Source organism: Bacillus sp. EKM501B, assembly GCF_011800505.1.
Lineage (GTDB): Bacteria > Bacillota > Bacilli > Bacillales > Bacillaceae_G > Bacillus_A > Bacillus_A cereus.
Window position 1 is genome coordinate 22,662 of sequence record NZ_JAALFZ010000004.1, and the last position, 16,609, is coordinate 39,270.

A 16,609-nucleotide genomic window follows, 5' to 3' on the forward strand; every position below is an offset into this window, starting at 1 on the left:
TAATGACTTTTAGATTTAAAGAGTTAGTTGAAGAAGGGAAATGTAAGTGGAGTAATATAATCAAATCGTATTATTTTGTCATGTGAAATATGTACCAAATTTGGAGATAGAATAGTTTGCGAATGAGTTTATAAAGGTATATAGTATGGGGTGTCATAATTAGTGGATGAATCTTGGGAGAAAACAGGAAATGTTACAAATTTATTTTGTTAAATAGAAACCAAGGTCAAAATGTCTAGAAAGAAATAGTTGAATAAATACTAGCTTCAAATTATAATTACTAATATTCTTCATATAGTTAAATAAAGATAATCTATTTGAAGAAGAAAATTTGAATAGAGAGACAGACTTATAAAAAATAAGCCTTGGATGATCAAAAGAGGTGGAGAAATGAAACAGTTCTTATTAAAGAGCAAAAGTGTGTTAAGCAATCATTTTGGATTCTTTCTGTTTGCCGTTATTTTATTGTGGCTCAAAACATATGCAGCTTATGTAACGGAATTCAATTTAGGAATTTCAAACACAATCCAAAAATTCTTGCTGTTTTTTAACCCGCTTAGTTCAGCAGTTCTATTTTTAGGACTTGCATTATTTGCAAAAGGGAAACGATCTTATATTTGGTTAATTATCATTAATTTGTTATTGTCGATTCTTTTATACGCAAACGTAGTATACTATCGCTTTTTCAGTGACTTTATTACGTTCCCGACATTAACACAAACGAATAACTTTGGAGATTTAGGTGGTAGTATTCTTGCGTTGTTACATCTTTATGATCCATTATACTTCTTAGACACGATTATATTAATTGTGTTAGTCGCAACAAAATTTGCAAATCCAAAACCAATTCGTGTTGCGAAGCATAAATTATCTCTAGTATTTGTAGTAGGTATTTTATTATTCAGTGTTAACTTAGGTCTTGCAGAGTCTGACCGTCCTGAATTATTAACAAGAACGTTTGACCGTAATTATATTGTGAAATATTTAGGTGCATACAACTACACAATTTATGATGGAATTCAAAGTGCGAAAGCATCGACAGAACGAGCATTAGCGGATGGCGATAATATGACAGAAGTACGAAATTATTTAACATCAACTTATGCAAGTCCAAATCCTGAGTATTTCGGTAAAGGAAAGGGAATGAACGTAATTTACATTCATTTAGAGTCATTCCAAAACTTCTTAATTGATTACAAATTAAATGGTCAAGAAGTTACACCGTTCTTAAACTCATTTACAAAAGATGCGAATACACTATACTTTGATAACTTCTTCCATCAAACAGGACAAGGGAAAACATCAGATGCGGAGTTTATGTTAGAGAATTCAATGTTTGGCTTACCGCAAGGTTCTGTCTTTACAACGAAATCTCATAATACGTATCAATCAGCACCAGCTATTTTAGGACAACAAGGATACACATCAGCAGTATTCCACGGTAACTACAAAACATTCTGGAACCGTGACGATATTTATAAATCATTTGGTTTTAATAAATTCTTTGATGCGTCATACTACGATATGAATGAAAAAGACGTAGTAAACTACGGATTAAAAGATAAACCGTTCTTTAATGAATCTATTCCGTTATTACAAACGTTGAAACAACCGTTCTATACAAAGTTTATTACGTTATCGAACCATTTCCCTTATCCAATTGATAAGGCAGAAGCAACGATTGAACCAGCAACAACAGGTGATTCATCAGTAGATACGTACTTCCAAACAGCACGCTATTTAGATGAATCTGTAAAAGGCTTCATCGATTACTTGAAACAATCTGGTTTATATGATAACTCAATTATTGTTATGTACGGAGACCATTACGGTATTTCAGATAATCATAATGCAGCAATGTCAAAAGTAATGGGTAAAGAAATGAACTCATTTGAAAATGCACAGTTACAACGTGTACCATTAATCGTTCGTGTACCAGGAGTGAAAGGTGGCGTACAACATCAATACGGTGGTGAAATTGACGTTCTTCCAACGCTATTACACTTACTAGGTACAGATACAAAGAATTATGTTCAATTCGGTTCTGATTTATTATCACCAGATCATAAACAAGTCGTTGCGTTCCGTAACGGTAACTACGTAAGCCCAACAGTTACTGCACTAAACGGCAAATACTATGATACAACTACTGGAAAACCTGTAGAATTTACAGATGAAATAAAGAAAAATGAACAAATGGTTCAAAACTCACTAAAATACTCTGACCAAGTCGTAAATGGTGACTTATTACGATTCTACACACCGGAAGGATTCACTCCAGTAGATCGTTCGAAGTATAACTATAACAACCGTGATAAAAACAAAACGAAGGTAAAAACGACTCCGGAAGGGGAAGCTAAATAAATAATAAAAGGCGCTATTCATATGAATAGCGCCTTTTATTTGTAAATATACCATCATTATGAGACAAAACCAGCTGTTGCTTTTTGTTTTGCCTTTCCGAAGAAAACTAGACCGACGATGATAATAATGATAAATGCCCATTTAACGAAAGGGTTACTTTCGAAAAATCCAGCGAACCATTTCTCATCTACAATCATTTTCGCGGCAGTATAAGCTAAAACGGCTGCTCCGATCGTAATGATGACAGGAAAACGATCCACCCATTTTAAAATTAATGTGCTGCCCCATACGACTACTGGAATAGACACTAATAGTCCGATGATTACTAAAGAAAAGTTACCATGGGCAGCTCCTGCAACAGCGAGTACATTATCAATGCCCATTAACGCATCAGCGATAATAATGGTTTTAATAGCAGACCAAAATCCTTCTTCGGCTTTAATATCATGATTTTTGCCCTCAGCGATCAGCTTGTAAGCGATCCAAATAAGAAGTACACCACCAATTAGGAGTAATCCAGGTATTTTTAATAACCAAACGACAACTAAGGTAGCGAGAGCCCTAATAGCAATTGCTCCAATGGTTCCCCAAATGATAACTTTCTTTTGTTGGTCTTTCGGTAATCTTCTTGCTGCTAATCCAATTACGATGGCATTATCTCCGGCTAACACTAAATCGATTACAATAATGGCAAGCAAGGCAGACAAATATTCAGGTGAAAGAAAATCCATATACATATCACTCCTTAAGAGTAATATGTGCTAAAGTGTTGATAATATAAAAAAGGATTGAAATTGTATATTCAATCCTTTTTTGACTGTATTCTGATATGTATGTTTTTATTTTGAATAAGTCGCTTTTGTAGTTTTTTACTTATCGCGTTTCTTTCTTAAATTGATTCCAAGTTTCTTCAGTTTGCACTATAAATACGATTATATAACATCTACTTATTTAAACTAGATTAAAGATAGCATGTGATATTTCAAAGTTAAATTTATTTGATAAAAGGGAAGGGACGTATAATATTGATATGGTGCAAGCGTGTATAGGTTTTCTCTATAAGGAAATTCTAAAAACGATAAAAAAGACTTGATAACCTACTAGAGGGGATCAAGTCTTTTCATTACATACGATTATCATGCCAGAAGTTTAATGGGAAGTGTTCGTTCTCATTATATGCTTCTAATTCATATCCTTTTTCTTTCAGTCCTTTAATAATTCCAGGTACTGCTTTTACTGATTGTGGATGAATATCATGCATAAGGATAACTTCTGTTGGATTTGTAGAATGAGCTAGAACGTTTTCTACAATTTTAGCTGATGCAGCATCAACTTGCATTTTGTTATATTTCCAGTCTAAAGAATCAATTGTCCAATCCCAAACTTTTAAGCCATTGTCTACAACTTTGTTGCGAAGAGCTTCGTTTAATCCTGGCATAGAGCCGTAAGCTGGACGAGTTAATACTGGTGATTTACCTAAAACACCAGCGATTAAGCCTTGGTCTTCCTTCATTTCATCTACGTAATGACCTTCAGTGTAAAGTTTCTTGTAGTTATGAGTCATACTGTGCATCCCAACGTAGTGGCCTTCAGCATCTTCGCGTTTTACAAGATCAGGGAAAGCTTTTACGTTTGAACCAATTAGGAAAAATGTTGCTTTTGCATTTTCTTTCTTTAACATATCTAAAAGCTCAGCTGTGTATTTTCCAGGACCGTCATCAAATGTTAAATAAGCGACTTTTCTAACTTGCCCGTTATAATGTTTTGGAGCTTCTTTCGGAGCAAGAGATGTTTGAATCTCACTTACAAGTTGAACAGATTTTGCTTCATCCTCTGTACTAGCTAAAGCAGTATGTACTGATCCAAAAGCCGCTTCGTATGTGAATAATACTCCCGCACAAACTAACATAGCCCTTTTTACTAAAGTTGTCATTCGAATTCCATTGTGCATAATTTTCCTTCTCTCTATAAAAGTTCTACTCTACTATATTAGCAATTATAGGTAGGGAAATGCAAAGAAACTTTTTTACACTTGTAAAAAAGTTTACCCAAAAGTATGCAAGATTTTATATCAATTGCAGTTTTGAAAAATAGAATGAATTTAACCTTTATTATTTAAACTTTCAATCACCAAATCATACTTTCGTATCACTTCGTTTTCGTTCCAAATATTGATTCGAATATTTTTGATTTTTATTAAAATATTGGTAAAGAAACAATTATATGAAAAAAGGAGCGGGAATATGAATAATTATATTTGCACTACATGTGGAGTACAGTATCCCGAAAATGAAGAAGCACCTTCTCACTGTAAAATTTGTAATGAGGAAAGGCCATATGTTAATCCAATTGGGCAGTCATGGATAACATTAGAAACAATGCAAAATAGCAATTTATACTAAAGTCCTATTGTTTATTAACTAATAGGTCTTTCAACTTAGGAAGCTCACACTAATGAGGGATGTTAAAGGGAATATATGTAACCTATACTAATTACTATAAAGCTTTGAAAAATGAAAAGGAGGAGAATTGCATGAAGAATTGGGTTCAATTTAGAATTGCAAGACCAACAGATAAATTTGAAGAAGTGATCAGTTTTTATGAAACAGGATTAGGACTAAAACGTATAGGGGAATTTCACAATCACGAAGGATATGACGGGGTTATGTTTGGATTACCAGATGAAGAGTATCATTTGGAGTTTACTACACATGTTAATGGAAGTCCATGTCCGGCACCGACAAAAGATAATTTACTAGTTTTTTATATGCCTAATAAAGATGAAATTGAAAAGATAGTGAATCGATTAAGTAATATGGGCTATCATGAGGTGGAACCAGAAAACCCGTATTGGATAGAGAAAGGAACCACAATAGAGGATCCAGATGGTTGGAGAATTGTGCTTATGAATGCATCTGAATAAGGAAACTATTTTCATATGAAATAGAGTGTAGCAAAATGATTTAGACATAAATCCCTACAGCGTTTGTAGGGATTTTTATATAAGAAAATCTTATTGAGAGAGTTATTAAAATGTAGAAAGTATTTTGGCTAAGAATAAATGTAGTAAACATAATTTATGAAGGAGGTATAAAAGTATGATAGTAAACCATTTTAAAGAGTTTTCTAAACATGTTGGAAATACACATCTCATTAAAAGTTCTTTCGTAGTTTATATCTTATTCTACGGAAAATTGATACCATCAAAAAACTGTATGTTTAACATGTATAGTTTTTTGATGGTGTAGCTGTGCAATGTTTAAAAATTTCACATACCGTATTTTAAAAATAAATATAGGAAAACCAAAAAGTAATGTAGAATATATCGTACATACATATATACAGTCAACATAAAAGATAAAGAGGTGGGTATATGTTACTTGAGGAAGTAATGCAGCAACTAGAGGAATATGGAACAGAACAAAATCGAAAAACGTATAAAAACCACGGAGCGAAAGAGCCGTTATTTGGAGTTAGTTTTGCGAATTTAAAATTGTTAAAAAAGAAGATAAAAAAAGATCATGATTTAGCAGTTGGATTGTGGGAAACGAAAAATATGGACGCAATGACATTAGCAACTTATATTTTAGATCCGAAAAAAATAACGACAGAACAGCTTAATAGTTGGATTCAGGATGTTGATTATTACTGTTTGATGGATGTTCTTATGACATCTATATGTACTTCGCCAATTGCAATAGAAAGAATGGAAGAGTGGACAAAGTCTAATGATGAATGGATTGGAAGAGCTGGCTGGTCTTTATTAGCAAATATAGCGATTAAAAATAAAACGTTACATGATGATTTCTTCTCTCCGTACTTAGAAGAGATTAAAGAAAATATACATAATGAAAAAAATAGAAAAAAAGAAGCGATGAATAGTGCTTTAATCGCAATAGGAATTCGTAATGAAGACTTAGAGCGACAAGCGATTGAAATTGCACGTGAAATTGGAAAAGTAGAGGTTGATCACGGTGCAACATCATGTAAAACACCAGATGCAGAAAGCTATATAAAAAAAGCGAGAGAAAGAGCTGAAAAAAAGAAAGTGAAATAAGAAAAGAGGATCGGTTATGAAAGCAATTGACGCAGCACAAAACATAATTACATTACAATTTTCTAATTGTGATGTAGCTTTACTCGGCGGAAGCGTTGCACGAGGAGAAGCGACGAAAACATCTGACCTTGATATTGTAATAGTTGACCAAAGTTTAACTTCTTGCTATAGGGAATCTTTCTATAGTAATGGATGGCCTGTTGAGGTGTTTGTTCATAATTTTGAAACATATAAAACCTTTTTCAAAATGGATTGTGATCGAGGGAGACCGTCGTTACCACAATTAGTTTCGGAAGGGATTGCATTAAAAGGGGAAAAGGAAATTGTTGAGAAATTAAAAAAAGAAGCGAATGATTTACTACATAAAGGACCAGCTAAATGGACCGAAGAAACGATTAAGCAGAAGCGATATTTTATTACGGATACTTTAGATGACTTTATTGGTGCAACAAAAAGAGAAGAAGAATTGTTTATCGCTAATTTATTAGCGGATTTAGTACATGAATATGTATTAAGAGTAAATGGTAAGTGGCTTGGGAGTTCAAAATGGTTTATTAGAGTGCTAAGAAGATATGATGAGCAATATGCAAACAAATTTGTAGCCGCTTTTGATCATTTTTATAAAACGGGAGAGAAAAATGAATTAATTCATTTTATAGAAAAGACGTTAGAACAGTATGGTGGAAGAGTGTTCGAAGGATTTTCTATTGGTAAATAAAAATGGGCGAGAAAAATGAATGTACCATATGTTCAATTAAGAGAATTGACACTAGATGATGTAGAAGATCGCTATCAATGGTCATTAGATAGAGATGTAACAAAGCATTTAGTCGTACCAGATCAATATCCTCCGTTCACTCGTGGAGATACGAGAAACTGGATTGAAGCTTGTATAAGCCGAAAAAATGGTTATGAACAAAGGGCAATCGTTACTGAGGCAGGTATACATATTGGATGGGTAGACCTTAAAAATTTTGATAAAACAAATAAAAATGCTGAACTAGGAATTGCGATTGGAAATAAAGACTATTGGGGTAAAGGATTTGGAATGGCAGCTCTAAACAGCATGTTACAAATAGGTTTTTCTCAGTTTGAATTGGAGAAAATTTGGTTACGTGTAGATGAAGATAATACAAAAGCTAAAAAGAGTTATGAAAGTGCCGGATTTGTATGCGAAGGGTTAATGAGAAATGATCGATTGAGACAGGGGAAGTTCATTCATCGCAATCGTTACAGTATATTAAAAGAAGAGTATGAATCAAAAAAGTAGCCTATAAAAATATTATGTAAATTAAAAAGGGGAAGATAAAATGATTCGATTACTTACAAAAGCGGATGCAAAACAATATTGGGAGTTACGTTTACAAGCATTACAAGTAAATCCAGAAGCATTTATAACGACTTATGAAGAAGCAGTACGTCAAGAAAATCCTCTTGAACGAGTTGCTAGTAATCTTTCATCCAATAGTAGTTTTACATTTGGTGCTTTTAATAATGAAAATCGTTTAGTTGGGGTTGTTACTTTATTAACAGAAGAAAAAGACGCATATAAGCATAAAGGACATATCGTTGCAATGTATGTAGATACTGAAAATCGAAGAAGTGGTCTTGCACGTGATTTAATACGTAAAGCAATTGAAAGGGCAAAAGAGATGAAGCTAGAGCAATTGAATTTAGGGGTTGTGTCAACGAACGAACCAGCCAAACGATTATATGAATCAATGGGATTTAAAACATACGGAATTGAAAAAAGGGCTATAAAAATGAATGGTGTGTATAGTGATGATGAACATATGGTGTTGTTCTTTTAAGAGAGGAAGTTTTGTATGAAAAAGGCGAAACTGCGACAATAAGATGGTGAATATGGCATATAGCAGATCATAATTGGTATCATCAAGCTCATATCAGTCGTTTGAGGAAATTATACAGAGAATATAAACTACATATTCTTTAATTTTTGAATGAACGAACGCCCCTAAATAATAATTAAAGGAGGCGTTTGTTTTTATTCGTTCGCTTTTCTTCCCAAGCTATCATTAAATTTTTATGATAATCTTTTGGTTTCTCAATAGAAAACCAGTAAATTGAATGTGCAATAGTTGGTAGCCATCTTTTATAGCGGATGTGTATATTTTCATGGTGAGTATAGTGGGTCGAGATTAAAGTAGATTTTGACCCTTGAAAATTTTGATATGTAATGGCCTCGATTTCATACCAATGCACTTTATTCCCATGTAAATCTACTACAATTCCTTCATCATCCCAAAGTGAAATGTAAGTTTGTATGTAGATTTTTCATCGCGTATACTAAAATATATGTCATAGAGATAAAAAATTAAATACAAGGGGTTTTACAATGAAAGCAATTGTTATAGGGATACTGGCATCATTTTTCTTTGCCTTTACTTTTGTTTTAAACAGGGCAATGGACTTAGAAGGTGGAAGCTGGATTTGGAGTGCATCATTACGGTATTATTTTATGGTTCCAATGCTATTACTTATTGTTATGTATAGAGGGAACTTAAAGCAACTCTTTCAATATATGAAAAACAATCCGAAAGAATGGTTAGTGTGGAGTATCGTTGGATTTGGTCTCTTTTATGCACCGCTTAGTTTTGCTGGAGCGTTCGGACCAGGTTGGCTTGTTGCATCAACATGGCAAATTACAATCGTTGCAGGGATTTTGTTAACACCATTTTTTGCGGTGGATCCACTACATAAAAAACTTCCGATGAAGGAATTAGTTATGTCGGGCATTATTTTATTCGGTGTTGTTCTCATGCAAGCAGAACATGCTTCTTCATTAGGTATTCGTGAAACCGTTTTATGTGTAGTTCCTGTACTTATTGCAGCATTTGCGTATCCTCTTGGAAATAGAAAAATGATGCAAGTTTGTAAAGGGGAATTAGATGTATTTCAGCGAGTACTCGGTATGACATTAGCAAGTTTACCATTTTGGTTTTTATTATCTGGTTACGAAGTATCAACAGGCGGATTACCGTCAAGTAGCCAAGTTTTTCAATGTTTTATTGTAGCAGTTAGCTCTGGGTTAATCGCGACAGTATTATTTTTCTTTGCAACAGATCTTGTGAAAGATGATCCGCAAAAATTAGCAACAGTGGAAGCGACGCAGTCTGGTGAAGTTTTATTTGCGCTAGTAGGAGAGCTGATCTGGTTATCTGCACCAATTCCGTCATCATTATCTTGGATTGGTATGAGTCTCGTTATTATTGGAATGATACTTCATAGTTATGTGGCTGTCGTTGTAAAAAAAGAAGAAAAAATAACGGCGTAATGAGATTAGCTCTTTTTATTAAGAGTTAGTCTTTTTTTCATAGAAAGGGATGAAAATATGAATTTACATCGCGTTGAACAAATTGAAAAAGATTCAATATTAAATGTGCTACAATATGCCGTCGGTCCAAATGAAATAAGCTTAAAGAAAGCAGTATTATTTTATCAAAGTAATAAAGGGACTTTGTACAAATATGAAGAAAAAGCTTGTCTAGGTATTGAAGTAATCGGAGCAACTAAAGCACGAGTATGTCATATAGCAGTGGCTCCAGATTATCGTCAAAAAGGAATTGCACTGCAAATGATTAAAGAAGTGGTAAGGATATATCAATTGACTTATATAGAAGCAGAGACAGACGATGGGGCGGTAGAATTTTATAAAAGAATTGGTTTTCAAGTTAAAAGTTTAGGAGAAAAATATCCAGGGATAGAAAGATTTCATTGTTACATGGAAAAATAGCATGAAAATATACAATTGTACATATTGAATATAGTTTGAAAAAAATAATAATTTCATTATATAATATAGGTATCTGGAAAAATATAGATAAAAGAAGATGGGTGTATAACAAGTGAGAATGGATAAAAGTAAGTTTATAAAAATAGCTACTTCAATAGGGGTGTCATCTTTTTTATTAACAGGTTGTGGTGATTATGAAGAAGAAACTGCTCAGCAAGAAAGTACAGCTGTTAAAACAGATGGTGCAAAACAAAGAAATGAACAAGAAACATTAAATTGTGATGATAAAGCCCCAACCAATGAAAATGTAGAGAAAGATGAGTTATGCAAGGAAAATAATCCGTCATTTTCATCTTATCATGAAAACTCTCATTTACCGATACTTCCATTTGTAGCAGGATATTTATTAGCGAGTAGAACTTCAAATATGAATTATACAGCAAAACCAAATTTAATGAAGAAACCGTATGCAAATAATGTTATTCCATATCGTGAAAAAGATGAGCGTAGAACAGGTGGCGGTAGTAGCGGTGGTTATACTGGTGGTTCTAACGGTAACAATAATACTTCCAATAAAGTAGATTTAAATAAACAGCAGCCAAATCCATCCAATAAAGTAACACCAGATACAAATACGCCAAAATCATCTACTACGCAAACACCGAAAGTAAACTCTGGTTCAAGTGGAATTGGAAACGCAAAAGCGCCAGCAGGATCCTAAAACGAAAGGGTAATGGAGTAATGTATACAGAACGAGAGCAAGAAGAGTATATGAAAGTATGGTTTTCACTTGCAGAAGAGGCTAGTAGGAATGGTTTCACTTGGCCTAGTCTGTTAGAGAATGAAGAATGGAATCAATATATGGCAACAGGGATGTATCGCATGCCAGCAAAAACTTATACTGCTATCTCAAAAGCGACAGAAGAAATCATGTATGTGTTATATAGAACGTATCAATATATTGTAAATACGACAGAAGATTTTCAAAAACTTGGATTCCCAGCTGAAGCGTGGGAAATGGCGAGAATGAAACATAATGGTTTATTTTCATATTTTACAAGGTTTGATTTTATCGTAAATGGTGACGATATAAAATTAATAGAAGTAAATTGTGATACGCCAACAGGCTATTTAGAACCGTCTGTCGCAAATGAAGTGTTATGCCGTTATCATGATGTAAATCACCCAAACCATATAGAAGAGCATATTGTGCAGGCATGGGAACAAATTAAACATGACTATCATATAGGCCCTGAAGAGACGATATATTTTACTAGTTATGATTGGCACGATGAAGATAGTCAAACGGTTCAGTTTTTAAGAACGTATTGCTTAAATCAGTCAACGGACTATGTAGGAATACAAGACATTGTCGTTGCGGAAGATGGTATATATACGCCGAGTGGAGAAAAAATAAAATATTTATATAGACTGTATCCAATAGAGTATTTAGTAACGGACGTTGATAAGAATGGAAAAAGGATTGGTTTACAATTTTTAGATCATATTGCGCAAGAAAGAGTGAAAATTATTAATCCGCCAGCCGCATTTGTTATGCAAAACAAAAGTGTACTCGCACTAATTTGGAAGCTTTATGAAGAAAGTGTTTTCTTTACAGAAGAAGAGCAAGACATTATTTATAAATACTTTCTACCAACATATTTTTCAAATAAGCGATTTCTAGAAAGACATGAATCATACGTTTCCAAACCTGTATTTGGTCGTGAAGGTGGCGGAGTATCTATATACGAAAATGATGAATTATTAGCTGAAGATAAAACAGAGTATTACTTTGAACAAAGGAAGATATACCAGCAATACATAGAAATGCCTGACTATACCATTGACACATGGGATGGTCCATATACTGGTAAACTATTAATTGGCTCTCACTGTATAAGCGGAAGAGCAGCAGGCTTATTTTTACGTGTAGGTGAGAAAATAACGGGAAACTTATCAATGTTTACTGGGGTTACAATTGAAGGATAAAGTAAACAAAGAGCTCATCATTTGTGATGAGCTCTTTCGTCTATGTATAAAACAGCTTTTTATGGTTGGATGTAAAATCTTCACTTTCTTTTTGTGTTTTAAATCTGAATATTATAATTCAAATATTTTTTGTGTAATAATATTACTATTTTTTATAGATGTGAAAAATGATTAAGTTAAAAATTAAGAAAAATATGATAATATATTTATATAAAAGTTTAAATTTACGTAGCTAGTGGGGGAACCAATATGAAAATGAATGAAATAGTAGCAAGTACACAATTTCCAAATACAATCGAAACAATAACAAAAGATTTAAAAGCATTAGGTGTCGAAAAAGGAATGACAATTATCGTTCATTCATCACTAAGTTCTATCGGGTGGATATCTGGTGGTGCGGTTGCTGTAGTAGAAGCATTAATGAAAGTTGTTACGGAAGAAGGAACGATAATAATGCCAACGCAATCTTCGGATTTGTCCGATCCGAAACATTGGTCAAGACCACCTGTACCGGAAGACTGGTGGCAAATTATCCGAGATAACGTCCCAGCATTTGATTCACGTATAACCCCAACAAGGGGAATGGGTGAAATAGTTGAATGTTTTCGTACATATCCGAATGTAGTACGTAGTAATCATCCGTTAGGAAGTTTTGCTGCATGGGGAAAACATGCAGTAGAAATAACAATGAACCATTCGTTATCAATGAGCTTTGGAGAAGAATCTCCATTAAGAAAAATATATGATTTAGACGGGTACGTATTATTAATTGGTGTTGGATATGATTCCAATACGTCTGTTCATTTATCCGAGGTGCGTTCTGGTGCATGTGAGTTAATACAAGTAGGAGCACCTATTATAGAAAACGGTGAAAGAGTGTGGAAAGAGTTTTTTGAAATGGATTACGAATCTGAGAAGTTTGTAGAAATTGGTGTGGAGTTTGAGCGAAAAGGAACTGTAAAAAATGGGAAGATAGGGAATGCAACGTGTCGTCTAATGAAACAGCGTGATATAGTTGACTTTGGAACAGAATGGTTTCGTAAGAAAAATTAGTAAGGGATGGTTACAATGAAGGGGAAAAAGGTATTAATTACGAGCGGTGGTTGTCTAGAAAAATGGGATCAAGTACGCGGGCATACGAATATGGCCAAAGGTACAATCGGAAGGATAATCGCAGAAGAACTTCTAGCTAAAGGGGCACATGTTATATATTTACACGGTTATTTTGCGGAGAAACCGAGTGATGTACATAGAGGGTTAGAATTACATCCATTTGAAGGAATCGTTGATTTACAAGATAAAATGAAAAGTATCATATCACATGAAAAGATTGATGCAGTCATTATGGCAGCGGCTGGATCAGATTGGATTGTGGAGAAAATTTGTGATCAAGATGGTAATGTTCTTAATATGAACGGAAAAATTTCAAGTGATATAGCACCGATTATTCACTTTCAAAAGGCTCCAAAAGTATTAAAACAAATAAAAGAATGGGACCCAGAAACAGTACTTGTTGGTTTTAAACTTGAAAGTGATTTAAATGAAGAAGAACTGTTTGAAAGAGCAAAAAATAGAATGAAAGAAGCAAGGGCGAATGTAATGATTGCGAATTCACCACATTCTTTATATTCGCGCGGAGCTGTGCATTATGTAATTGGACAGGATGGTAAAGGGAAGTTGTGTAATGGGAAAGATGAAACAGCGAAAGAAATTGTCAAAAGCTTAGAGTTATTATGTAATCGTGTCACTGCTTTTTAAAATTAAGTTTTTAGATGAGAATGAATCCGCATAGTAATAAGTAAGCGAAACTTTAATTGGTGGGAATTTTACTTTTACACGAATGTGAAGCGTATACCAATCAAGAGCTATACACAGAATAATTGGTGAGGAGTGGATTCTATGGAACATTTATTAAAGCAAGCTATTAAACTTAGAAACGAAAAGAAATATGCGCAGTCTAAAGAGATGCTTATAGGATTAACAAACTTTACAAAGGATGCAGAAGTACTGTATCAGTGTGCGTGGATACATGATGTAATGGGGCTAGAAACAGAAGCAGTTCCGTATTATGAGCAGGCAATCGCAAATGGACTTGATGGCGAATCGCTTTGCGGTGCTTATATTGGTTTAGGAAGTACATATCGTTGTATAGGGGAATATGAAAAGGCAATTACAGTATTAGAAGCTGGGGTGAAAAAATTCCCAGAGAACGCTCCGATGAAAGTATTTTTATCATTAGCAAAATATAACGTAAACGATCACGAATCAGCGATGAAATTATTACTTGAAACTGTCGTGAAAGTAGAGGAAGTAAAAGAATTTGAACGTGCCATTTCATTTTATAAAGACCATTTAAATGAGGTTTTTAAATAAAGGAGTGAACGTATGGAGGTTACACTATCACGAAGGCGAAAAGGTGTTTGGATTGGACTCGTCTTTTTAATTATGCTACCAAACTATTTATTGTATGCCCTTCCAATTGTACCAGTTGCGCCGAAAGAAGTTGTGCTTGGGTCATTATTAGATTGCATGTTTGTCATTCCAATCATCACGTATTTCTTCATTATTCGAAAAAGATACTCGTTAACGTATATAGTTCCTGTTGTAATAGCTGGTTATATTTTTGCGAGATTTATTATTCCAAGTGACTATTTACAAGCTTTTTCATTCATCTCTTATATTATTGTTGCGGCTGAAATTGCATTTGTAGGTCTAGAATTATTCCTTCTCTATAAAATTGTTAGAGTGCTTCCTAAAATAATAAAAAAATATAAAGAATATAGAAGAGAAAATTATTCCTTTTCTTATGCAATTGATGCAGCGTTTGACGCTACTATGAAAAGAAGTAAGTTAGTAGATGTCATTCTAACAGAGTGTAAGTTAATCTATTATGCGTTTTTATCGTGGCGTGAAAAAGTACCAACAGGTAAATCTGTATACTCATATCATAAAAAGACTGGTGCTATAGGTGTGTATATCATGATTATTCATGCAACAATAATTGAAAGCATTGGTTTTCATTATTTACTACATCAGTGGAATCCAGTAATAGCATGGATTTTACTTATTTTAAATGTATACGCGATGATTTATTTTATAGCTGAAATACAAGCGATGCGCAAAAATCCCCTTGTCGTAACAGAAGAACAAGTAGTCATTCAAATCGGATTAGGAAAGAAAATTGTTATGCCATTTACACAAATTGATAATATTGCGTTCTACAAGGGTGAATTGCTAACGGCAAAAGAAAGGAAACAGGTATTGGATGCAACTGTTATGGAGTTCATAAAAGAACCTGCTACTTTTGAAATAACATTAAAAGAGCCAGTGAAAGCGCAGTTGTTATACGGCTTTTCTAAAACAGTAAGTCGTGTTTACTTAAATGTTGATGAAGAACGAAAATTTTATGATGCGGTTAAGGAAAAGTTAAAACATGAGTAATAGTGCTGTTAGTTACATAAAAACAAATGAGCTTCCGTTAGAAGTGAAAAAATATGAAACATGGATAGTGAAAAACTCTTTCTAAATAAGAAGGAGTTTTTATTATATACTTTTATAAATCATTATATAAAAAACTATACACTTCTTTATCACTACATAAATGGATATAATTGAGGATAGAACTAGCATAAGGGGAAACAAAATAATGAATAAGTTACTTACATCGAAAATTGAAATTATAGAAAGAAAAATCCGGTATAACTCAACAATAGTAGATCACAATTGCTTATTACTTGAAAAGCAATCACAAAGTATCGTTTTATTTCACGAGGTGCAGTATTCATTTACAATGACTGCAAATGATACTAAGTTAACAATCCCAAAAGGAAGTTATACAATCGCATATTACTGGAAAGATCGTCCGTACAATTTATACGTATGGAGAGATATAAAAGGAAAGTATTTAGGTTCCTATTTTAATATTGTAAAAAACACACAAATAAAAGATGAAGTGGTTTCCTTTGAAGATTTAATCATCGATATTATGGTACTTCCAAATGGAGAATACTTCATATTGGATGAAGATGAATTACCAGAACCATTAGGGAATTTCGAAGGTGGTTACGTGAGGAAAGCTCTTTATGGATTAAAAGAAATCATTCAAAAAGAGCTGCCACCAATAGTTTTGGAGACAGCCAGGGTGCAGAGGAAATAAAATTTAATTACATAAATATTTTGAATGGGAATGAGTAGTCTCAAGTTATATGATCTAACTTTTTTAATAAATCTAAGGTTAGTAGCATATTTCTTGAAATTACTCTTTTTTTTGTAGAAATTTCGTCGCTTAGTTATTAAATCCCATCAAATGCATTTAGCGTGTGAGTTTTCTTATTGGTTACAGTGGATTAAAAATCAGAAAAAATAGTAAGTAAATGATATCGTTCAAATAAACAACAGTAAAAATATTCAAACGAATCATATGTATGTTTTGATAAAACCTAGTT

17 protein-coding genes and 1 pseudogene are annotated in these 16,609 nt (G+C 33.4%); 16 read left to right on the forward strand and 2 right to left on the reverse strand.

All coding sequences use genetic code 11. The features are described 5' to 3' along the window. Positions 1 to 390: 390 nt before the first annotated feature. Complete coding sequence (ltaS, locus tag HFD78_RS10980) at positions 391 to 2,364, forward strand: lipoteichoic acid synthase (protein WP_000808774.1); 1,974 nt, start codon at positions 391 to 393, stop codon at positions 2,362 to 2,364. Between the two features lie 56 nt (positions 2,365 to 2,420). Here ltaS and HFD78_RS10985 read toward each other — a convergent pair whose 3' ends face one another. Together HFD78_RS10985 and HFD78_RS10990 are read right to left on the reverse strand one after the other, a co-directional pair. Further along, entirely contained in the window at positions 2,421 to 3,095 is a 675-nt protein-coding gene (locus HFD78_RS10985; RefSeq protein WP_097814011.1) for a TerC family protein, read from the reverse strand. Between the two features lie 392 nt (positions 3,096 to 3,487). Next, positions 3,488 to 4,315, reverse strand: coding sequence for a peptidoglycan-N-acetylglucosamine deacetylase (locus HFD78_RS10990; protein ID WP_000551443.1), 828 nt, complete (start codon positions 4,313 to 4,315; stop codon positions 3,488 to 3,490). Positions 4,316 to 4,897: 582 nt separating this feature from the next. Between HFD78_RS10990 and HFD78_RS11000 the strand changes: the two genes are divergently transcribed. The 15 genes and pseudogenes from HFD78_RS11000 (at position 4,898) to HFD78_RS11065 (ending at position 16,320) form a co-directional block, all read left to right on the forward strand. Then, entirely contained in the window at positions 4,898 to 5,287 is a 390-nt protein-coding gene (locus HFD78_RS11000) for a VOC family protein (protein WP_000800670.1), read from the forward strand. A 450-nt stretch (positions 5,288 to 5,737) separates the two neighbouring features. After that, positions 5,738 to 6,421: a DNA alkylation repair protein gene (locus HFD78_RS11005; protein ID WP_000923455.1), complete on the forward strand. Its 684-nt coding sequence runs from the start codon at positions 5,738 to 5,740 to the stop codon at positions 6,419 to 6,421. A 16-nt stretch (positions 6,422 to 6,437) separates the two neighbouring features. After that, complete coding sequence (locus tag HFD78_RS11010; protein WP_000643682.1) at positions 6,438 to 7,139, forward strand: nucleotidyltransferase domain-containing protein; 702 nt, start codon at positions 6,438 to 6,440, stop codon at positions 7,137 to 7,139. Between the two features lie 15 nt (positions 7,140 to 7,154). Beyond that, a complete protein-coding gene (locus HFD78_RS11015) occupies positions 7,155 to 7,691 on the forward strand; it encodes a GNAT family N-acetyltransferase (protein ID WP_001102495.1) in 537 nt (178 codons plus the stop codon). Between the two features lie 40 nt (positions 7,692 to 7,731). Then, positions 7,732 to 8,232 (forward strand): GNAT family N-acetyltransferase, encoded by a 501-nt coding sequence (locus HFD78_RS11020; protein WP_000620317.1) that lies wholly within the window; start codon positions 7,732 to 7,734, stop codon positions 8,230 to 8,232. Continuing rightward, positions 8,229 to 8,375: pseudogene (locus tag HFD78_RS29430) on the forward strand (DinB family protein); the annotation flags it as partial. The gene HFD78_RS11020 and the pseudogene HFD78_RS29430, both read left to right, overlap by 4 nt. A 402-nt stretch (positions 8,376 to 8,777) precedes the next feature. Further along, positions 8,778 to 9,716, forward strand: coding sequence for a DMT family transporter (locus HFD78_RS11025; protein WP_000644587.1), 939 nt, complete (start codon positions 8,778 to 8,780; stop codon positions 9,714 to 9,716). Between the two features lie 57 nt (positions 9,717 to 9,773). Then, complete coding sequence (locus tag HFD78_RS11030; RefSeq protein WP_053514303.1) at positions 9,774 to 10,175, forward strand: GNAT family N-acetyltransferase; 402 nt, start codon at positions 9,774 to 9,776, stop codon at positions 10,173 to 10,175. 112 nt (positions 10,176 to 10,287) lie between these two features. Continuing rightward, the gene (locus tag HFD78_RS11035) at positions 10,288 to 10,896 is read left to right on the forward strand and encodes a hypothetical protein (RefSeq protein ID WP_001242170.1); all 609 of its coding nucleotides are present in this window, start codon (positions 10,288 to 10,290) and stop codon (positions 10,894 to 10,896) included. 20 nt (positions 10,897 to 10,916) lie between these two features. After that, a complete protein-coding gene (locus HFD78_RS11040) occupies positions 10,917 to 12,164 on the forward strand; it encodes a glutathionylspermidine synthase family protein (protein ID WP_000287883.1) in 1,248 nt (415 codons plus the stop codon). Between the two features lie 249 nt (positions 12,165 to 12,413). Next, positions 12,414 to 13,217 carry an AAC(3) family N-acetyltransferase gene (locus HFD78_RS11045; RefSeq protein ID WP_000783344.1) on the forward strand — a complete coding sequence of 268 codons (804 nt, stop codon included), beginning with the start codon at positions 12,414 to 12,416 and terminating at the stop codon, positions 13,215 to 13,217. A 15-nt stretch (positions 13,218 to 13,232) separates the two neighbouring features. Then, positions 13,233 to 13,922: a phosphopantothenoylcysteine decarboxylase domain-containing protein gene (locus tag HFD78_RS11050; protein ID WP_000676724.1), complete on the forward strand. Its 690-nt coding sequence runs from the start codon at positions 13,233 to 13,235 to the stop codon at positions 13,920 to 13,922. A 141-nt stretch (positions 13,923 to 14,063) separates the two neighbouring features. Next, a complete protein-coding gene (locus HFD78_RS11055) occupies positions 14,064 to 14,537 on the forward strand; it encodes a tetratricopeptide repeat protein (RefSeq protein ID WP_000400636.1) in 474 nt (157 codons plus the stop codon). A gap of 12 nt (positions 14,538 to 14,549) precedes the next feature. Next, positions 14,550 to 15,605: a hypothetical protein gene (locus tag HFD78_RS11060; protein WP_000454145.1), complete on the forward strand. Its 1,056-nt coding sequence runs from the start codon at positions 14,550 to 14,552 to the stop codon at positions 15,603 to 15,605. Positions 15,606 to 15,810: 205 nt separating this feature from the next. Next, positions 15,811 to 16,320: a ribonuclease FAU-1 family protein gene (locus HFD78_RS11065; RefSeq protein ID WP_001037878.1), complete on the forward strand. Its 510-nt coding sequence runs from the start codon at positions 15,811 to 15,813 to the stop codon at positions 16,318 to 16,320. Positions 16,321 to 16,609: the final 289 nt, after the last annotated feature.